General features: G+C 55.9%; 18 protein-coding genes. 12 read left to right on the top strand and 6 right to left on the bottom strand.

Annotated elements, in window-relative coordinates:
* Positions 1-72: 72 nt before the first annotated feature.
* Positions 73-2,772 (bottom strand): preprotein translocase subunit SecA, encoded by a 2,700-nt coding sequence (gene secA, locus E6C51_RS09640; RefSeq protein WP_146934781.1) that lies wholly within the window; start codon positions 2,770-2,772, stop codon positions 73-75.
* 243 nt (positions 2,773-3,015) lie between these two features.
* Here secA and E6C51_RS09635 point away from each other — a divergent pair, with 243 nt between their 5' ends.
* The 6 genes from E6C51_RS09635 to E6C51_RS09610 all read left to right on the top strand — a co-directional run bounded on the left by E6C51_RS09635 (position 3,016) and on the right by E6C51_RS09610 (position 7,430).
* On the top strand, positions 3,016-3,930 hold the full coding sequence (locus E6C51_RS09635) for a peptidylprolyl isomerase (RefSeq protein WP_146934784.1): 915 nt from the start codon (positions 3,016-3,018) through the stop codon (positions 3,928-3,930).
* Between the two features lie 77 nt (positions 3,931-4,007).
* Positions 4,008-5,249, top strand: a complete 1,242-nt coding sequence (gene argJ / locus E6C51_RS09630; protein ID WP_190235811.1) for a bifunctional glutamate N-acetyltransferase/amino-acid acetyltransferase ArgJ — start codon at positions 4,008-4,010, stop codon at positions 5,247-5,249.
* The gene (locus tag E6C51_RS09625) at positions 5,249-6,037 is read left to right on the top strand and encodes a GNAT family N-acetyltransferase (protein WP_146934790.1); all 789 of its coding nucleotides are present in this window, start codon (positions 5,249-5,251) and stop codon (positions 6,035-6,037) included. The genes argJ and E6C51_RS09625 overlap by 1 nt, the downstream gene beginning before the upstream one ends.
* Positions 6,034-6,447 (top strand): 8-oxo-dGTP diphosphatase MutT, encoded by a 414-nt coding sequence (mutT, locus tag E6C51_RS09620; RefSeq protein WP_190235810.1) that lies wholly within the window; start codon positions 6,034-6,036, stop codon positions 6,445-6,447. The genes E6C51_RS09625 and mutT overlap by 4 nt, the downstream gene beginning before the upstream one ends.
* A 327-nt stretch (positions 6,448-6,774) precedes the next feature.
* Positions 6,775-7,098 carry a hypothetical protein gene (locus E6C51_RS09615; protein WP_146934796.1) on the top strand — a complete coding sequence of 108 codons (324 nt, stop codon included), beginning with the start codon at positions 6,775-6,777 and terminating at the stop codon, positions 7,096-7,098.
* A gap of 122 nt (positions 7,099-7,220) precedes the next feature.
* Complete coding sequence (locus tag E6C51_RS09610) at positions 7,221-7,430, top strand: Flp family type IVb pilin (protein WP_146934799.1); 210 nt, start codon at positions 7,221-7,223, stop codon at positions 7,428-7,430.
* Between the two features lie 40 nt (positions 7,431-7,470).
* Here E6C51_RS09610 and E6C51_RS09605 read toward each other — a convergent pair whose 3' ends face one another.
* Positions 7,471-8,361, bottom strand: a complete 891-nt coding sequence (locus E6C51_RS09605; protein ID WP_190235809.1) for a methyltransferase domain-containing protein — start codon at positions 8,359-8,361, stop codon at positions 7,471-7,473.
* Between the two features lie 139 nt (positions 8,362-8,500).
* Here E6C51_RS09605 and E6C51_RS09600 point away from each other — a divergent pair, with 139 nt between their 5' ends.
* Genes E6C51_RS09600 through E6C51_RS09580 form a run of 5 tightly spaced genes read left to right on the top strand, consistent with a single transcriptional unit; the run spans position 8,501 to position 11,488 of the window.
* Positions 8,501-9,319, top strand: coding sequence for a ComF family protein (locus E6C51_RS09600; RefSeq protein ID WP_230987181.1), 819 nt, complete (start codon positions 8,501-8,503; stop codon positions 9,317-9,319).
* 37 nt (positions 9,320-9,356) lie between these two features.
* Positions 9,357-9,611, top strand: coding sequence for a glutaredoxin 3 (grxC, locus tag E6C51_RS09595; protein WP_190235808.1), 255 nt, complete (start codon positions 9,357-9,359; stop codon positions 9,609-9,611).
* Positions 9,612-9,620: 9 nt separating this feature from the next.
* Entirely contained in the window at positions 9,621-10,478 is an 858-nt protein-coding gene (locus tag E6C51_RS09590) for a carbon-nitrogen hydrolase family protein (protein ID WP_190235807.1), read from the top strand.
* Positions 10,475-10,903, top strand: coding sequence for a DUF1178 family protein (locus E6C51_RS09585; RefSeq protein WP_190235806.1), 429 nt, complete (start codon positions 10,475-10,477; stop codon positions 10,901-10,903). Before E6C51_RS09590 ends, E6C51_RS09585 begins: the two co-directional genes overlap by 4 nt.
* Positions 10,904-10,906: 3 nt before the next feature.
* The gene (locus E6C51_RS09580) at positions 10,907-11,488 is read left to right on the top strand and encodes a DUF3291 domain-containing protein (RefSeq protein ID WP_190235805.1); all 582 of its coding nucleotides are present in this window, start codon (positions 10,907-10,909) and stop codon (positions 11,486-11,488) included.
* Here E6C51_RS09580 and E6C51_RS09575 read toward each other — a convergent pair.
* Together E6C51_RS09575 and ubiG are read right to left on the bottom strand one after the other, a co-directional pair.
* Positions 11,478-12,026, bottom strand: coding sequence for a DUF924 family protein (locus tag E6C51_RS09575; RefSeq protein WP_190235804.1), 549 nt, complete (start codon positions 12,024-12,026; stop codon positions 11,478-11,480). The genes E6C51_RS09580 and E6C51_RS09575 overlap by 11 nt on opposite strands.
* A 3-nt stretch (positions 12,027-12,029) precedes the next feature.
* Positions 12,030-12,788, bottom strand: coding sequence for a bifunctional 2-polyprenyl-6-hydroxyphenol methylase/3-demethylubiquinol 3-O-methyltransferase UbiG (gene ubiG, locus E6C51_RS09570; protein ID WP_190235803.1), 759 nt, complete (start codon positions 12,786-12,788; stop codon positions 12,030-12,032).
* A 422-nt stretch (positions 12,789-13,210) separates the two neighbouring features.
* Here ubiG and E6C51_RS09565 point away from each other — a divergent pair, with 422 nt between their 5' ends.
* The gene (locus E6C51_RS09565; protein WP_190235802.1) at positions 13,211-13,885 is read left to right on the top strand and encodes an SH3 domain-containing protein; all 675 of its coding nucleotides are present in this window, start codon (positions 13,211-13,213) and stop codon (positions 13,883-13,885) included.
* Between the two features lie 96 nt (positions 13,886-13,981).
* Here the strand turns inward: E6C51_RS09565 and E6C51_RS09560 are convergent, their stop codons facing one another.
* Both E6C51_RS09560 and mprF read right to left on the bottom strand, forming a co-directional pair.
* Positions 13,982-15,367 carry a virulence factor family protein gene (locus E6C51_RS09560; protein ID WP_190235801.1) on the bottom strand — a complete coding sequence of 462 codons (1,386 nt, stop codon included), beginning with the start codon at positions 15,365-15,367 and terminating at the stop codon, positions 13,982-13,984.
* Complete coding sequence (gene mprF, locus E6C51_RS09555; protein WP_146934836.1) at positions 15,364-17,976, bottom strand: bifunctional lysylphosphatidylglycerol flippase/synthetase MprF; 2,613 nt, start codon at positions 17,974-17,976, stop codon at positions 15,364-15,366. The genes E6C51_RS09560 and mprF overlap by 4 nt, the downstream gene beginning before the upstream one ends.
* Between the last annotated feature and the right edge of the window lie 258 nt (positions 17,977-18,234).

Genomic DNA, 18,234 nt, shown 5'->3' with positions numbered 1-18,234 from the left:
AAAATCCTGTCGCGCATACAGAAACGGGACACATCTTGCGATGTGTCCCGACCAATTTTGGGTCTATGCCGATTAAGCGATCAGCGCGCCGTGGCAATGCTTGTATTTTTTGCCAGAGCCGCATGGGCAAGCCTCGTTGCGGCTGACGCGACCCCATGTTGATGGGTCGTTGGGGTTACGGTTTTCCGGTGCCACATAGGCATCATTGGCCGCAAACTCATCCTGCCCCGTAAACGGATCGATATGGTGTGCCTCCATGGCAGGCAAAGTTGGCTCGCCTTCGGCTTCACGCACAATTTCAACCCGCATCATTTGCGCCGTCACGCCTTCGCGCATATTGGCGAGCAGGGCCTGAAACAGCTCAAAGGCTTCAGCCTTGTATTCCTGCAAAGGATCGCGCTGGGCGTAGCCACGGAAGCCGACAACAGAGCGCAGGTGGTCGAGATTGACGATATGTTCGCGCCACAGATTATCAATGGTCTGAAGCAGCACGGAACGCTCAATATAGGCCATGATTTCAGGGCCAAACCGCTCGGTCTTTTCAGCAATCAGATCATCGGTGATCTTCTTGAGGCGCTCAACGATGTCGTCTTCGGCGATACCTTCTTCCTGCGCCCATTCTGCAATCGGCACATCGAGATTGAGAGTGGTTGTTACGGCCTTCGCCAAGCCTTCAACATCCCATTGTTCGGCATAGGCGCGCTCTGGAATATGGGTGCGCACGATGGTTTCAATCAACTCGTGGCGCATGTCGGTGATGGTTTCCGACAGGTCTTCCGATTCCATCATTTCAACGCGCTGCTCAAAGATCACCTTGCGCTGATCGTTAAGCACGTCATCATATTTCAACACGTTTTTACGCATGTCGAAGTTGCGGGCTTCGACCTTTTTCTGGGCGCGCTCCAGGGCCTTGTTGATCCACGGATGCACAATGGCTTCGCCTTCTTTCAGGCCCAGCTTTTGCAACATGCTGTCCATGCGGTCAGAGCCGAAGATGCGCATCAGATCGTCCTGAAGCGACAGGTAGAATTTGGAACGGCCCGGGTCGCCCTGACGGCCGGAACGGCCGCGCAACTGGTTGTCGATACGGCGGCTCTCATGGCGCTCCGTGGCGATGACGTAAAGGCCGCCTGCGGCAAGGGCCTTTTCCTTGAGCTGTTTGACCTCGGCGCGAATGGCCGCTTCCTTGGCGTCGCGCTCAGGACCGGGCTCCATGCCCTCCAGATCGCGCTCAAGGCGCATGTCGATATTGCCGCCGAGCTGAATATCGGTACCGCGACCGGCCATGTTGGTGGCGATGGTGACGCCGCCGGGCACGCCAGCCTGCGAGACGATATAGGCTTCCTGCTCGTGGTAGCGGGCGTTCAAGACGTTGAAATCGGTAAAGCCGGTCTGGCGCAGCATGGTGGCCAAAAGCTCCGATTTTTCAATCGAGGTGGTGCCCACCAGAACCGGCTGGTTGCGGGCGTGGGCGGCGCGAATATCCTCGATGATCGCTTTGAATTTTTCCTCAAAGGTCCGGTAAACTTCGTCATCCTCGTCGATACGCTGGATGGGCAGGTTGGTGGGAACCTCAATCACGCTCAGGCCATAGATGTCCTGAAATTCTTCTGCTTCTGTCGATGCTGTGCCGGTCATGCCAGCCAGCTTGTCGTACATGCGGAAATAGTTCTGGAAGGTAATCGAGGCCAGCGTTTGGTTTTCCGGCTGGATCGTTACCTTTTCCTTGGCTTCGAGGGCCTGATGCTGGCCCTCGGAATAGCGACGGCCCGGCATCATACGGCCGGTGAATTCGTCGATGATCACAATCTCGTCATTGCGGACGATATAGTCCTTGTCGCGCTGGAAAAGCTTGTGTGCCTTCAGCGCATTGTTGATGTGATGCACGATCGCGACGTTTTCAACGTCGTAGAGCGAAACACCCTTCAAAAGGCCTGCGTCTTTCAGCAGGTTTTCCAGCTTTTCGGTGCCGACTTCCGAGAAATTGGCCGAACGCTGCTTTTCATCGATTTCATAATCATCCGATGTGAGCAAAGGAATGAAAGCGTCGATGGTCGAATAGAGATCGGATCGGTCGTCCAGCGGTCCCGAAATGATCAGCGGTGTGCGGGCTTCATCGATCAGGATCGAGTCCACTTCGTCGACGATCGCAAAATTGTGACCGCGCTGCACCATCTGGCTGCGCTCAAACTTCATGTTGTCACGAAGATAATCGAAGCCAAGCTCGTTGTTGGTGGCGTAAGTAATGTCACAGGCATAGGCTTCGCGGCGCTGGTCATCATCCAGACCATGCACGATCACGCCGGTGGTCAGGCCCAAAAAGCTGTAGAGCTTGGACATGATCCCGGCGTCGCGCGATGCCAGATAATCGTTGACGGTCACCACATGTACGCCCTTGCCGGACAAGGCGTTGAGATAAACGGCAAGCGTTGCCACCAGCGTTTTACCTTCACCGGTTTTCATCTCGGCAATGGCGTTTTCATTGAGGATCATCGCGCCAATCAGCTGCACATCAAAGGGCCGCATGCCAAGGGCGCGCAGCGATGCCTCGCGCGCAACCGCAAAAGCGGGCACCAGAATGTCATCCAGCGTTTTGCCATTTTTGAGCTGCTCGCGAAACTCAAGCGTTTTGGCGGCAAGCTCAGTGTCGCTGAGCGCCTTGATGCTGTCTTCCATCGCGTTGATCGCAGCGACGCGAGGTTTGTGTCCCCGGATGCGGCGTTCATTCGAGGAGCCGAAAATTTTGCGGGCTATTCCACCAAGACTGACCATGTCTGTGGTCCTTTCTGAATTCCGTCACGAGGTTCTCGCGTCACTTGTCGCTGCCTTGCGAAAAGAATGACGTGCCACGCCCGGAAAACTGCTCTGGACGTGGAGTTGCGTGACAGATAAGAGGGGGGTCGAATTATGTCAACGGCACAGCATGCACCACAAGCGCCACAATCTGGTGCTTTAGGTAGTTTTGAGCTGATTGACTGACTCATTCGGCCTCTTTTTTACCTGAAGGGTTATTTCATGCTGCGTTCTCATAAACTCGTTTTGGCTGCTTGTGCTGCTTTGGTGGCGGTGTCCACCCAGGCTTTTGCCGATGACGCTGTCGTCGCCAAGGTGGGTAAGCTGGAAATTCACCAGTCCGAGCTGGATCTGGCCATGGCCAATCTGGACCCGCAATTTGCGCAGATGCCAGAAGAACAGAAAAAGGTTGCGGCCCTGTCCGGTGCCATTGATGTCAAGCTTCTGGCTGGCAATGCCATCAAGGATGGCATGGAAAATGATCCGGCCTACAAGCAGCGCATGGCATTCATTGCTGACCGCGAGCTTCACAATGCCTATTTCAAGAAATACGTGGTGGATGCCACCACGGAAGCTGAGGTGAAGGCGCGCTACGAGAAAGAAATTGCCGCTCTGCCAAAGCAGCAGGAAGTCCACGCGCGTCACATTTTGGTGAAGACCGAGGCAGAAGCCAAGGACATCATCAAGCAGCTCGATGCTGGCAAGGATTTTGCCGAACTGGCCAAGGAGCATTCGACCGATCCGAACAAGTCGGAAGGTGGCGATCTGGGCTATTTCACCAAGGGCCGCATGGTGCCTGAGTTTGAAGAAGCCGCTTTTGCTTTGAAGCCCGGCACCTACACCAAGACACCGGTGAAGACCCAGTTCGGTTATCACGTCATCAAGGTTGAAGACATCCGCGATGCGGCTCCGCCGAAGTTCGAAGATGTTGAGCAGCAGGTTCGCCAGCTGGTGATGCGCGACAAGTATCTGGCGCTTTTGGAAAAAGCCAAGGCTTCGGAAAAAGTTGATATTCTCGATGCGGACCTGAAGAAGGGCTATGAGGAAATCTCAAAGGCGCAGGCCGGTGATGCAACAGCGCCAGCCGATGCAGCACCTGCTGATGCAAAGCCTGCTGAAGCAGCACCAAAGAAGTAAGTCACTCGTTTTTAATGCAGGGTCCGCCGTTTACCGGCGGGCCCATTTCCATTTTATTTTCCGGGGGCTTTGCATTCATGTCTGCGACCGTTTCTCCTCTTGCGCCCAAAAGCTTTGCTGAAATGCCTGCTGTTCGGGGCGTGTCCATGGCCACTGCCGCCGCCGGCATCAAATATAAAAACCGCACCGATGTTCTGTTGATGGTCTTTGATCGTCCAGCCAGTGTTGCCGGTGTCTTCACCCGTTCCAAATGCCCTTCCGCGCCGGTGGATTTTTGTCGGCAGAATCTCAGCCATGGCGTTGCCCGTGGCGTGGTGGTCAATTCCGGCAATGCCAATGCGTTTACCGGCGTCAAGGGCAAGGCTGCGACCGAATTGACCGCGAAATCAGCGGCGGCAGCGCTGGGCTGTGGTGAAAATGAAATTTATCTGGCCTCGACCGGCGTGATTGGCGAGCCGCTGGATGCGACGAAATTCTCAGGCGTGCTGGATCAGATGGCAAAAGACGCCAAGGGCGATTTCTGGCTGGAAGCCGCAAAAGCCATCATGACCACCGACACCTATCCCAAAGTTGCCACTCGCACCGCCGACATCGGTGGCGTGCGCGTGACCATCAATGGCATTGCCAAGGGTGCTGGCATGATTGCGCCGGACATGGCCACCATGCTGTCCTTTGTGGTGACGGATGCCGATATTGCCCCCCATGCCTTGCAGTCTTTGTTGTCGGCAGGCGTTGGCCCAAGCTTCAATTCGGTGACTGTCGATAGCGACACATCGACCTCTGACACCTTGATGCTGTTTGCCACCGGTGCTGCGGCTGATGATGGTCAGGCGCGGGTGGAAAACGCCGATGACGTGCGCCTTGAAAGCTTCCGTGCGGCGCTGAACGATCTTCTCAAGGATCTGGCCTTGCAGGTTGTTCGCGATGGTGAAGGTGCGCGCAAGATGGTGGAAATCACCGTCAAGGGTGCGCAAACCAATGCGGCTGCCAAGGTGATTGCCTTGTCGATTGCCAATTCGCCTTTGGTGAAAACGGCGGTGGCCGGTGAAGATGCCAATTGGGGCCGTATTGTCATGGCGGTTGGCAAGTCCGGTGAAGTGGCCGACCGCGACCGTCTGGCGATCTGGTTTGGTGATGTGCGCGTTGCGGTCAATGGCGAGCGCGACCCGGATTATTCCGAGGCCGCGGCAACCGCCGTCATGAAAAAAGAGGACATTCCGGTGACGGTGGATATTGGTCTCGGCTCCGGCACAGCCACGGTCTACACCTGTGATCTGACCAAGGAATATGTCGCCATCAATGGAGATTACCGGAGCTGATGGGGGTGGCTGATCAATCCATTCCGCAGCCCAGCCTGCCGCAGGTGCGCAGGCTGGAGGCGGTGAGCTTTCGGGCGTGGCCTGCCGCATCGGTGCACTACGACGGCAGTTGGCAGGTTCGGCTCACCGGCGGACATCCATCAAAACGGGTCAATTGCGTTGTGGCGCTGGATCGTTCTGACACGCGCGACATTCGCTTGCGCCTGGAGAAAGCCCAGCGCAAATTTCTCTCCTATGGTCGCGAGATGGTGTTTCGCGAAACGCCGCTGGCTCCGCCGCAGGTGGTAGATGTATTGCGCGAAGACGCATGGTATCGGTTTGACGAAAGCATTGTTATGGTGCTGGATCTGGCCAAGCTGGGCGAGCATGACGTGATGGATCATCTGCCCAGTCAGGACATTGGCCGCTTTGTGGATGCCAGCCTGACGCTGCAAAATGAAGATCCGGCGTTAAAGCCAGCGCTGGCGGAACTGATCACCAATATCAAGCCGCCCTCCGGCCTGTTTCTGGTCGAAGTTCCTGGCAATGGGCCTGTTGCTGGCGTTATCTGTGTGCACGACAATGATTTGACCGGCCTGTTGCAGCTCGCTGTCAGCGAGAGCCATAGAGGCCAGGGCGTCGGGTTTGAGCTGTCCTACGCCGCTTTGCGCTGGGCCAGATTGCGCGGCGCGAAAATGGCGTGGTTGCAGGTGCAGGCCGATAATGGGGCGGCTCTGTCGCTCTATCGCAAGCTTGGTTTTCAAGAGGCCTATCGCTATTGCTATTGGCGTCCGGAGGAGCAGCCATGACCCAGCAGGATCGACCCATTCTTCTGGTGGCGGCCTGCGCCTTGCTCGATAGTGATGGCCGCATCTTGCTGGCCCAGCGGCCAGAGGGAAAATCGCTGGCGGGCCTGTGGGAATTTCCCGGCGGCAAGGTTGAAAAAGGCGAAACACCAGAAGAAACAGTGGTGCGTGAGCTGCAAGAAGAAATTGGCATTGTGACCAAAGTCGCGTGTCTTGCGCCTTTGACCTTTGCCAGCCACACCTATGATAATTTTCATCTGTTGATGCCGCTCTATGTCTGCCGCCGCTATGAAGGCATTGCCCGTGGATGTGAAGGACAGGCGATCAAATGGGTGAAACCTATGGATTTGCGCAGCTATCCTATGCCACCCGCCGACGAGCCCTTGATCCCGTTTTTGCAAGACCTTTTGTGAAATTGTGGATGAACAGTTAAAACCCGTGTTAATTTGGGGCTATTTTGTGTCTTGTGATCGAAGTTTAACAGAGTGTTAAGCTTCACGGCGGCATTCTAGCGATATAGGCTTGGTCAGCTTCGGCTATCGAACTGATTCGCCGCTGCATGATTTTTGAAATCGACGTGGTTTTCAAAAATCATGCAGCGCATGGAAGCCTATGTAGCGTCGTTTGTGGGTTTGATAAAACCAACGGTGCTGTCACGTGTTGAAATTTGAAACTGTTATCTCGTGGTGTTCGACGGTTCGGAGCCGGGTCATTCGCAAGAGGGCATGTTGGGGTTTGCTATGACAAATAAGGATTTTGGAAAGGACGTTCGGCAGTCGCGACGTGCGGCTTCCAGATCTGGTCGGATCGGGGTGGTCAATGTCGCCCTGCTTTTTGCCGTGGCAGCGGTTGCTGTGACACTGGTGGTAACTCCTATGGTGTCCGATCCCAGCGGCTCAGCACAGATGGCCTCCACATCGTCTTCTGTGGATAGCATGAGCACAGGCTCCATCACCTCATCCGGTGAGCCTGGCAAGCGCTACACAATCCGCCGCAGCGTTTTGCAAGATACGCCCGGTGCCGTGTGCATTGTTGGTGCCAGCGCGGCCGATGGTGGCTGCTAAATTTATCGTGAACAGATAAAAAAGCACGATTGCATTCTTTTTATGGCATAAACGTCCCTGTAACTCTCTGTGGGTTACAGTTTCTCTCACGTTGCGCGGAGCAGCTGTTTGCCGGGGGAATTATGCTGTTCAAATGCCAATTCGGACGTTGCCATGTTGCAATGCTGCTGCGCGGTTTCATTCAGAGCCAAAGCGGCGCAACGGCCGTGGAATATAGCCTGCTGGCCGCCATTATTGCGGTGTCGCTCTATCTGGCGCTGGGCGAGTATTATAAAGGCATGAACAATTTGTTTGACTTTATTGTCACCACGGTCAGCAACGCGCTGGCCTGAACTGGGGCCGAAAATCGGCCCCACGCCTCAGTTCGAAGCCTTAATTTTTATCCTCAAGCGAATCCATGGTCTCTTTGAGCGCGTCGGCAAGGCTGATGCGGGCCGAGCCACGTTTGAGCGGCTTGGGCTGGTTTTCATGCGGTGCCCAGCCAGACATGTAGATGATTGAGAAGGTGGCACGAATGCGGCCATCAGGATCGCTATGGCGTTCTGCATAAAGCTCGGCGGCCCGCATGAAAAACGCTCTGTTGAGCGGTTTGCGGCTGCGGGCCTGAAGCGGATTGGCCATGCCCATGGCTTTCAAATCGCGCATCAAGGGAAAAATCGAATCGTAGCGGACGGTGTATTCTTCCATGTCCACCACTGGCAGGGCAAAGCCTGCGCGTTGCATGAGGCTACCCATATCGCGCACATCGGCAAAGGGCATGACACGCGGGCTGGCACCGCCGCTCATCTCCACCTCGGTTGCCAGCAACACATCGCGCAATTCTGCCAGCGTGCCAGCCCCCGGCAGAGCGGCCAGCAGCAGGCCATCGGGCTTGAGCGCGCGTCGCATCTGAATCAAAAGACCCGGCATGTCATTGGCCAGATGCAAAACCAGCGGCGAGAGCAACAGATTGGTGGATTGCTCTTCAAGCGGCAGGTGCTCAATCGGCGCATGGATAATCTTTTCATCGGGCTTGGCAAAAACATCGCCGGTTTCCACCCGGCTCAGGCTTTTGATACGGCCAGTTTTGAGACAGGCCGTGGCTGTGCGGCCATCGGCACCATGCAACTCGACCGCCTGATCAAACTGCCGCTCAACGACAGCAACACGCTCTGCCAATTCGGTGGCGACAATATCCAGCAGGAATCCGGTATCCGCCGTTGCACGCTGCGCGGCCCGCGCGCGGTTCTTGCTGATCAGTGCGGGATCAAAAATTTGCTCCATGGCCATGTCCTTGTCCGGTTTTCAGCAATGCTCGCCCCTGCTGCATAATTCCTTAAATCGGAAGCGATCTAAGGAATTATGCAGCAAGCGAGGCTATAGGCCACTCGCTCAAAGAAAGAAAGTTGGTTGCGCAAAATCCATGGTCTTGCTCTATAGAGCCATGATGATTGAATGGCGAAATCCAGCGCAATGGAGGGGCCTTTTCCAAGGCGGATGGCACCATGCGCGAAAATTCGCCCATGGGGTGAGGGATATTGTCTATCCGCCGGGCTGCGCCACCTGCGGATTGCCGATTGGGCAAGGAGGAGCGCTCTGTTCCGGCTGCTGGCGCAGTGTGCGTTTTATCGAACGTCCTTTTTGCGAAGTTCTGGGCCTGCCGTTCAACTATGATCCGGGGGCTGGCATGATCAGCGCCCAGGCGATTGCTGATCCGCCGCCCTTTGATCGGCTGCGGGCCGTGGCCGCCCATGATGGCGCGGTGCGCGATCTGGTCCATCGGCTGAAATATGGTGATCGCACCGATCTGGCCCCGATGATGGCCGGCTGGATGCTACGCGCCGGCCGTGAAGCGCTGGCTGAGGCCGATGCGATTGTGCCGGTGCCGCTGCATCGCTGGCGGCTGTTTTCGCGCCAGTATAATCAATCGGCAGAGTTAGCGCGCGCGCTGGCCCGCCTTTCCGGCAAGCCGATGGTGTCTGGCGCGTTGGTGCGGGTCAAGCGCACGCAAAAGCAGGTGGGGCTGAGCGCGAAAGGGCGGGCGGACAATGTGCGCGGTGCTTTCAGGGTGCTGGAGCGAAGGCGCGCCGAGGTTATGGGCCGCCGTCTGGTGCTGATTGATGATGTTTACACCACGGGGGCCACCGTCAAGGCTGCCACCCGCGCGCTGAAGCGGGCGGGAGCAACCGAGGTGACTGTTTTGACCTTTGCAATGGCGATTGCTGGTACTATATCAACATGACAAACCGATGTTCTTACACACATGAGCCGGAGACGACATGGCGTCCGTGACTATTTATACGCGACAGGGATGTGGCTATTGCAGCCGCGCCAAATCGCTTTTGACATCCAAGGGTGTAGACTTCACCGAAATTGATGCCACGGGCAATGCTGAATTGCGCCAGGAAATGATGGACAAGTCCGGCGGCACAACCTTTCCGCAGATTTTCATCAACGGCCAGCATATTGGCGGCTGTGATGATCTGCATGCGCTGGATCGGGCAAATAAGCTTGATCCGATGTTGGCAAATTAAGGATTGATCATGACCATCAAAGTTGCAGCGCTGCAAATGTGCTCCGGCATGGACCCGGAGAAAAATGCCGCAACCATGGTAAAGCTTGCAAGGCAGGCCGCAGCAGACGGTGCTGTTTACGTGCAGACACCGGAAATGACCGGCGCTTTGATGCGTGATCGCGATGCCTTGCGCGCCATTCTGCGCGACGAAGACGCAGACCTCATCGCCAAAACCGCGTCGGAACTGGCGCGTGAGCTGAACATTCACGTCCATGTTGGCTCTACGGCCATTGCCCGCCCGGACGGCAAAATTGCCAATCGCGGCTTTGTGTTTGGCCCCAATGGTCAGCGGATTTGCACCTATGACAAGATCCACATGTTTGATGTGGACCTCGACAATGGCGAAAGCTGGCGTGAAAGTGCGGCCTATGAGCCAGGCAAGGATGCTCGCATTGTGGATCTGCCCTTTGGCAAGCTGGGCTTTGCCATTTGCTATGATGTGCGCTTTCCCTCGCTGTTTCGCACCGAGGCCATGGCGGGCGCTGAAATTCTGACTGTGCCTGCCGCCTTTACCCGCCAGACCGGCGAAGCCCATTGGCATGTTCTGCTTCGGGCGCGCGCCATTGAAAATGGTGCCTTCGTCATTGCAGCCGCGCAAGCTGGCCTGCATGAGGACGGTCGCGAAACCTATGGTCATTCGCTGATCATTGACCCCTGGGGCAGGGTTCTGGCGGAAGGCCCAGCTGTGGGCGAGGCTGTGGTGATGGCCGAGATTGATCTGGCTGTGGTGAAGGCCTCGCGGGCGAAAATTCCAAATCTGAAAAATGGCCGTGATTTCAACCTCGATATTCTGCCCGCACTGGCCAAAGGGGGGATGACGGTTTGATCCGCTATTCGCTGATTTGTGATCATGGTCATGAATTTGAAGGCTGGTTTTCTGAAAGTGCCGATTTTGACCGGCAAAAGGAAAGTGGCTTTCTGACATGCCCCGTTTGCGCGTCAGGTGCGATTTCCAAAACCCTGATGGCTCCCTCTGTGGCAACGGCCCGCAAGAAGGAGGAAAGCCAGAAACTGGTGTTCGATCAGGTGCAGAAAGAAGCGTTTATCAAGCTGAAAGAGGCTGTTGCGGCCGTGAAGGCCAATAGCGAAGACGTTGGTGATCGCTTTCCCGAGGAAGCCCGCAAAATTCATTATGGTGAGACCGAAGCCCGCGGCATTATCGGCAATGCCAGCCCTGATGACGTGCATGCATTGATTGACGAAGGCATTGAGGTGGCACCGCTGCCGATTTTGCCGGATGATGTGAATTGATTGATGAAAGCCGATCACCATCTCGCACTCTATAATTTTGGTTTGCACGTGGCCCCCTACGGTGACCCGGCGATTGATGGATTTGTTCGGCGGGAATCTTTGAATTTTGAAGCGGCAGTTCGAGCGGAAGGCTATATCGCTCGTTCTGGCTATGATGGTGAGCCTGGACCCGCCAGTTGGGGTGTGCAAGTTTTTCCGCGTTTTATAGAGAGCAGCGGGTTTACCTCTGGTCCATCATCCCTTTCGCTTTGGGCGGACCCGGAAAGCCTGATGGCTTTTTCCTACGCAGGTGTGCACGCCGAGGCGTTGAAAAACGCCCGCCATTGGAATGTTAAACAGCAATGGCCGCCGCTGGTTCTGTTTTGGGTCAAGGCTGGGGATTTGCCGCAATGGCACGATGGGGTGGAGCGGCTGGAACATCTGGCTGATAACGGGCCGAGTGCCTTTGCTTTCACTTTCAAGCAGGCCTTCGATCCTTGTGGTGCCCCCTACACGCTTGATCGGGCACGGGTGAAAGCGTTGACGACACAAAATCTTCAAAACCAGCAGGATTTATTGCGAGCTTTGGCGTCTATCAGCCTTTGAAACCATCTTCATCCAGATAGGCCTGTTCTTCCGGGGTGGTGATGCGGCCAAGGGCTCGGTTGCGATGGGGAAAACGGCCAAACCGTTTGATCAGATCGCGGTGCAGAACGGCAAAATCGAGCGTTTCCTGCTGGCCAGTTTCCTCAAAAAGGGACTGAAAGAGACGCAAGGATGTGTCCTGATCGGCAAGATCTTCTGAATGCTCAAAGGGCAGGTAGAAAAACAGCCGCAGGCTTTGTTCGGTTGCGCGATCAAAACCTGCTGAGAGTGCATCCTGTGCGATGCGGCGTGCCAGTCCGTCGGTGGCGTGGGAATGGGCGCTGTTGCGAAAGATGTTGCGCGGTGCCTGATCCAGCAAAATCAACAGCGCCAGTGTGCCTTGTGCTGTGTCTTGCCAATTCTTCAAATCGCCTTTTGCTGCGGCAAAATGCAGATCACCCAGCAAGCGCGCAACCTCCTCATCAAAAGCGTCATCCTTGTTGAACCATTTTTCTGGGCCAGCCTCTTGCCAGAAGGCGACAACATCTCTTGGGGTCATGGTTTAACCTTCCGTGGTGTTTGGACGGCGGGTGAGCATCATGTAATTGACATCGGTGTCTGACGACAGGTTCCACTGGTTCAGGAAGGGGTTAAAAAACACGCCGATTTTTTCCGAAACTTCCATGCCAGCGCCGAGAATGGGCGTTTCCAGCTCTTCCGGCCGCACCAGCTTTTCATATTGATGGGTGCCGCGGGGCAGCCAACGCAGAATATACTCGCAGGCACCAATGGCAAGCGCACGGGCTTTCAAGGTGCGGTTGATGGTGGAGATCAACATCACGCCGCCGGGCCGCACCATGGAGGCGCAGGTGGAGATGAAATAGTTGACGTCGGCCACATGCTCCACCACTTCCATGTTGAGCACCACATCAAAGGTTTCGCCATCTGCTGCCAATTGTTCGGCCGTCACAGCGCGATAATCGACCGCTACGCCGGTTTGGGCTGCGTGGGTGCTGGCAATGCCAATATTTTTGGGCGATGCATCGGCACCCAGCACATCGGCTCCCATACGGGCAATCGGCTCGGACAAAAGTCCGCCGCCGCAGCCGATGTCCAGCACGCGAAGCCCCGCCAAAGGCTGGTGGGCGCGAGGATCGCGTCCGAAATTTTCCGAGACCTTATCGCGGATATAAGCGAGGCGCACCGGATTGATCTTGTGCAAAGGTTTGAACTTGCCGGTCGGGTCCCACCATTCGGCGGCCATGGCGGAAAAACGGTCAACCTCTGCCTGATCAATTGTGGTTTTTGCGGCGTCACTCATCGCGGGTCTCCTGACTGTCTACAGCGCCGTGTGCCATCCATGGCCCACACCGGGTCTCTGTAGCTCTATTGGTCTTGAATACGCCAATAAGCCGGTTTTGGTTTATTGACCTATGCAATAGACCGTGAGGTCGGACGAAGTGGGCATAAAGTCAAGGGTTGGAGAGGATGATCGTGCAATTTCCGCGCATCTGCTTCGATCTGTCCCATGCCTGTTCTGTCTGCCAAATAAATGCAGAGGGCCTTACGGATTCCGCTCTCGATTGATCCTGGCCTCAAAAAAGCCCGCGAGTGTTATTTAAATCTTCCTTATAGCGTATAAGCGTGCCGTTTCGGGAACAAGCGCCCCACCTGCACGTTATTGCGTGGCTGTGAGACATATAGACAAAAATCGAAGTCAGGGACGGCCAGGGAGTAAATGGAATGAAACGAGTTTATCTATCTGCATTGGCAGGACTGATGGCTGTTGCTGCACCCGCAATCGCCGAGGCCGCTCAGGCAATTGCCACCGCCAATGTTAATCTGCGTGCGGGACCAAGCACGCAATATCCGCCGGTTCTGGTGGTGCCAGCCGGTAATCGCGTCAATATTTTCGGCTGCCTGTCGTCTGCCAATTGGTGCGATGTTGGTTATTCTGGCTATCGCGGCTGGATTTCCGGCAGCTATTTGCAGACGCAATATTCCAGCCGTCGGATTTATGTCGATCCCGATTACTACGGTCGTCTGGGCATTCCCACGGTGACGTTCCGCATCGACCAATATTGGGATCGCAATTACCGTGGCCGTGATTTTTACCGTGACCGGGATCGCTGGCGCCGTGCACCACCGCCGCCGCCAGTCTGGCATCGTGATGGGCCACCACCACGCTTCTCGGATGATCGCGGCCCGGATATGAACCGGCCAGGGCCTCATTTTGATCGCCATCGCGAGCGAGATGATTTCAGGGCGAGGCGTGATCAGGATCGTCGCGACGATCCGCGAGAGGATTTTAATCGCCGTCCGGATCGCCAGTTTGACGGCCGCCCGGAAGGACGCCCGCGCGGCGGCGGACCAATCCCGGTGTGTGGCCCCGGAGATGTATCGTGCATTGAACGTTAGAGTCTGTAAAGCTGGGGTCTACTTTCCACAGACAAACGCTCAGGAAAATGAAAAAGGGCCGCATGATCGCGGCCCTTTTTTGATTATCTCATTGGATCAATCGAGTTTCTTTGTCTTCAGACGATCAATCAAAATCTTTGACAATGCATCATAATCGCCGTCGAAGTGATGGCCGCCGTCCAGCTTGACGATATCCACCTTGGTTGGATCAAGATTGTGGCAGCCGTCATCGTCAATGTCTTCGATACCATAGACGCATTGCACCAGACCGGCAGGCATTTTCGACACCTGCTTGGTGGGGTCGCCCTCTTTGCCCGCACCCTTTGCACCTAGCCAGCCGGTGACCGAGATTTCAAAATCCGAAGCATGGGACATGGACAGCAGCGAAACCAGGCTGATCTTGGATTTCACATTCGCCGGCAGCAAATTGTAGACCGGCGGGGTGATGTCCGCGCCGAAAGAAAAGCCGACCAGCATCACGTGCTTCACCTTCCAGCGCTTGGTGAAGGTGTTGATGACGCGCACCAGATCGTCAGCGGTTTCCTGGGGTTTGCGCTCCGACCAGAAATAGCGCAACGAGTCGATGCCCACCACCGGCAGGCCTTCCTCCTGAAAATTGGAGCCGATTTCGCTGTCAATATCGCGCCAGCCACCATCGCCGGAATAAATGATGGCCAACGTGTCGAATTTCGGCTTGTCGACGGGCAAAAGCGTCAGTGGCAGGCCCAGGGGCTCTGCCTCTTTGGTGGTTGCGGCGATCATGTCGTCAATGCCGTTTGAGAGGCTTGTGTAAGCATCTTTCTGGGTATCGCCAACATCAATATCCGGATGGTCCTTCAACAGTTCTGCAACGTGGGCACGCCCGGCTGGATCGGCTGTGGTGGAAAAGCGCACCGATGCCGGATCGGGCAGATCGCCATCGGTCAGGCCATAGACGATGCCACCATCTTTGACCACTTTGTTGGCGGGTGTGCAAAACTGCTCTGGCAAGGGAATGACATCGCCGGGATCAACGGCCAGCGTTTCACCAATGGTGGCGTTGGGCGTTTGCGCCAAAATGGCCAATGCCAGCGTGCCGCCTTCGCCAATGCCCGCAACAAGCGGCAGGACATAGTCGTTTGCGCCGGACTGGCGCTGAATCTGGTGCGACAGGTCTTCAATATCCGAGACGGTGTAGATGCAATTGTCCTCGTCGGTCGAGGCTTTGTAATCAGCTTCCAGCGATTTCAGATATTTGGGCGTATCGATGCCGACAACGATGGAGCCATTGCCGCGCAACCGCTCTTCTTCTGCCTTCATCTTGTCGCTCCAGCCGTCCTTGTCTGACAGCAGAAACACGATGGATTTGGGCTTGCCATCCGGCAAGGAAATCACCGGATCGGGGATTGTGCCGGTTTCATATTTTGCCTCTTGTGCCTGCGCTGTTTGCAGCAAGGACACGGTTGCGAGACCGAAGGTGAGAAGTGCTGTTGTTATTCTCATTTTTTTACCACGCCTTTCAATCCGCCACCAATCAGAAGAGTTGCATCCAGAAGAGCAATCACCGGGCTTAACCCGCCGGATACGGCGAGATAGCGTGGTTGCCACTCCGGGTGAAACTTGGACTTGAACGCACGAAGACCCTTGAAGTTATAGAAGCGCTCTCCATGCTCGTAAAATGTGTTGGCAATACGATCCCAAACCGGGGCCACGTCGCGGCGCGAAAGGCCGGAAAGCGGTGCCATGCCGAGATTGAAGTGTCTGTAGCCTTCTCCGCGCAGATGGGTGAGCAGGCTGACAAACAGATAGTCCATTGCCCCTTTGGGAGCCTCGGGCGAAAATCGCATCAGGTCAATCGAGGCGTCGGCCTTGGTATCTGTCACCATGATATTGGCGAAGGCGACGATTTTTCCCTCAAACCGCAAGACAATGACGGGCTGGCTGAGGATATAATCATCGGTAAAGGCACCCAGTGAGAAGCCTTTTTCCTTGGCGCGATGCTGGGCAAGCCAGCTGTTTGATACCTCGCGCAGATCTTCCAGAATGGCAGGCACGCCCTCGGTCGAAATGATTTCAAAGCTCAAACCATCACGCTCGGCCTTGGTGGCCGATTGCCGCAGATTGGCCCATTTGCCACCCTTGAGGTCAAAGCGCGACAGGTCCACCTCGGCCAGTTCGCCCAGCTTGAAGGCTTGCAGGCCCGCATCGGCAATGGCGGGCAAAAGCGCAGGCGAGGCTTGATAGAATACCGCCCGGCAGCCTGCGGTTCGCGCTTCTTCCACGAACTGCCAGACCAGTTCATCGCGGGCTTTCTTGGGGCCAACCGGATCGAGAAAGGCGATCCATGAGCGACCCTGCTTGCCATACATCAAAAACGCCTTGCCATCGGGCGAAAACATGATGGCTTTATCGCCAGTGCGCACCAGATTGCTATCGGCCACGTCGTGGCTGTTGACGATCACGGCGGCCTTGTCAATTTCCTCGCGGCTGGACGGGGTCACCGCCGGGGCCGCAGGCCGCAACATGCTGAAAACGGCGAGCGCTGAGGAGAAAATTGTCAGGCCCAGCATGGCGCGCAAGGAGCGCGGTGCTTCTTCCGAGAACTCGAATTCCCACCACAGCGAGCGGCTGTAATCCACATCACGGTAGACGAAAAACAGGATGAAAAAGGCGCAGATGCAGATCAGCGCAATGGCCATCAGCCAGGGCGAGGTCAGCACCTGCCGAAACAGCGAGGCCGGGCGCACAAACAGGCGTTTGCTGCCAAACAGGCCAATCAGCAGCACGGCCAGTGCGGAAGCCTCGAAAACGGCAAATGCCTTGAGAAGAGACAGGATCAGGCCAATGGATGCACCCACCACCGCTGCCCACCATGCGCCATCAAGCCGTTGCACCAGACCGCGCGCCGCAATCACCAGAAACAGGCCGATAATGCTTGACAGGAAATGCGCACTCTCCATGATGGAAAGAGGCACGATGCCCTCCAGCATTTCCAGATTGCTCTCAGGTGTTGGGGTCACACTGGAAAAAATCAGCATGGCCCCGAGAATGAAGGTGAGTGCACCCAAAAGCGCTGGCGAAATACGGGTGGCGGTCCGTCCCACACCAGCCAGCGCGGGTGTTTTGGAAAAATGCCTCAACTCGGTGATGGTGACCAGAATGATGGCAAGGATCAGCGGCAGCACATAATAAATCAGGCGATAGACCACCAGAGATGCCAGCACGGCGTCGATATTGGTGGTTGGGCCAAGCGCTGCGATGATAATGGTTTCAAACACGCCGATGCCGCCGGGCACATGGCTGGCCACGCCAATGCCGATTGCAATCGAGTAGATCGCAAAAAACGCGGGCCAAGAAATGGCCGCCTGCGTGGGCAAAAGCGCGTAAACAACCGAGCAGGAAAAGGCGAGATCGGCAACCGTGATGATGAACTGACGCGACAGTGTTGGTGTGTCAGCAAGGCTCAGCGTCACGCCGGCAAAGGTGAGGCTGCGGCGCTGACCGATGATGATGAGGACGGCAAAGCCCACCAGAATGGCAATGGCAATGGTGCGCAGCCAGAACGGGGTGATATCCAGAAGCGGCGCAATTTCCGATGACATCGGAATAAGCGACAACGCTGTGATGACGGCAAGGCCGAGCATGAAGGACAAGGACACAAAGGCGACAATGCGGCCGATTTCGTCAGGCGCAAGCCCCGCACGCGAGTAGGCGCGGTAACGAATGGCACCACCAGACAACATGCCAAAGCCTGCCGCATTGCCAACCGCATAGGCGCTGAAGGCGGTGAGGGCCACTTCGGCGGCAGGCCGTTTGCGACCAATGAACTCCAGAGCGTTCCAGTCATAGATACAGAGTGTGCCAAAACTCAACGCCGTAAACAGAATCGCCAGCGCGATCTGATCGTAGCCGGTATGAGCCATCGCCGCCACGACGTCATCATAGCTGACTTCTTCTGTCAGTCGATAGATGGCATAGGCCACCGCCGCAAAGACGATCAATGTGAAGATGGCTGCCAAGGGTCGAGCCAGATTCGACAATGCAGCGCGCCACCCCGAACTGGACGGCGCTTCTGCGCTCTCCTCGATCTCGGTGTTTGTCTTGGCTGCCATGCAACTCTCCCACTCTTCGGCCTGTTTATTCCATTTGCTTTCGAGAAGCGCTTTTTTATGCGCTCGTCAAGGCAAAGTATTATGTCGCATGCCATCTTACTAAATTGTGGCTGTAGGCCTTATCGTAAAAAGATGACAAAAGCGTTTGTGTCGTCCTGTCTGTCCGGCTTTGTGAACTTGTCGTTGCGCAGCAACGCCGAATTGGATAAAAGCCCGCCAGCCGTCTTATAAAAACGGCAGAAAAATGATTTAGCCGAA

This window comes from Gillisella terrae, assembly GCF_004801395.1.
Lineage (GTDB): Bacteria > Pseudomonadota > Alphaproteobacteria > Rhizobiales > Rhizobiaceae > Allorhizobium > Allorhizobium terrae.
The sequence above is the reverse complement of the archived record's forward strand: the minus strand, read 5'-3'. Positions and strand labels throughout refer to the sequence as shown.

What these genes read in the sequence shown, in the direction of transcription:
- E6C51_RS09635 (WP_146934784.1), top strand. Translation starts at nt 3,016, where the DNA reads ATGCTGCGTTCTCATAAACTCGTTTTGGCTGCTTGTGCTGCTTTGGTG.
- E6C51_RS09610 (WP_146934799.1), top strand. Translation starts at nt 7,221, where the DNA reads ATGCTGTTCAAATGCCAATTCGGACGTTGCCATGTTGCAATGCTGCTG.
- E6C51_RS09590 (WP_190235807.1), top strand. Translation starts at nt 9,621, where the DNA reads ATGACCATCAAAGTTGCAGCGCTGCAAATGTGCTCCGGCATGGACCCG.
- mprF (WP_146934836.1), bottom strand. Translation starts at nt 17,976, where the DNA reads ATGGCAGCCAAGACAAACACCGAGATCGAGGAGAGCGCAGAAGCGCCG.
- E6C51_RS09615 (WP_146934796.1), top strand. Translation starts at nt 6,775, where the DNA reads ATGACAAATAAGGATTTTGGAAAGGACGTTCGGCAGTCGCGACGTGCG.
- secA (WP_146934781.1), bottom strand. Translation starts at nt 2,772, where the DNA reads ATGGTCAGTCTTGGTGGAATAGCCCGCAAAATTTTCGGCTCCTCGAAT.
- grxC (WP_190235808.1), top strand. Translation starts at nt 9,357, where the DNA reads ATGGCGTCCGTGACTATTTATACGCGACAGGGATGTGGCTATTGCAGC.
- E6C51_RS09580 (WP_190235805.1), top strand. Translation starts at nt 10,907, where the DNA reads ATGAAAGCCGATCACCATCTCGCACTCTATAATTTTGGTTTGCACGTG.
- E6C51_RS09605 (WP_190235809.1), bottom strand. Translation starts at nt 8,361, where the DNA reads ATGGAGCAAATTTTTGATCCCGCACTGATCAGCAAGAACCGCGCGCGG.
- mutT (WP_190235810.1), top strand. Translation starts at nt 6,034, where the DNA reads ATGACCCAGCAGGATCGACCCATTCTTCTGGTGGCGGCCTGCGCCTTG.
- ubiG (WP_190235803.1), bottom strand. Translation starts at nt 12,788, where the DNA reads ATGAGTGACGCCGCAAAAACCACAATTGATCAGGCAGAGGTTGACCGT.
- E6C51_RS09625 (WP_146934790.1), top strand. Translation starts at nt 5,249, where the DNA reads ATGGGGGTGGCTGATCAATCCATTCCGCAGCCCAGCCTGCCGCAGGTG.
- argJ (WP_190235811.1), top strand. Translation starts at nt 4,008, where the DNA reads ATGTCTGCGACCGTTTCTCCTCTTGCGCCCAAAAGCTTTGCTGAAATG.
- E6C51_RS09600 (WP_230987181.1), top strand. Translation starts at nt 8,501, where the DNA reads ATGGTCTTGCTCTATAGAGCCATGATGATTGAATGGCGAAATCCAGCG.
- E6C51_RS09565 (WP_190235802.1), top strand. Translation starts at nt 13,211, where the DNA reads ATGAAACGAGTTTATCTATCTGCATTGGCAGGACTGATGGCTGTTGCT.
- E6C51_RS09560 (WP_190235801.1), bottom strand. Translation starts at nt 15,367, where the DNA reads ATGAGAATAACAACAGCACTTCTCACCTTCGGTCTCGCAACCGTGTCC.
- E6C51_RS09575 (WP_190235804.1), bottom strand. Translation starts at nt 12,026, where the DNA reads ATGACCCCAAGAGATGTTGTCGCCTTCTGGCAAGAGGCTGGCCCAGAA.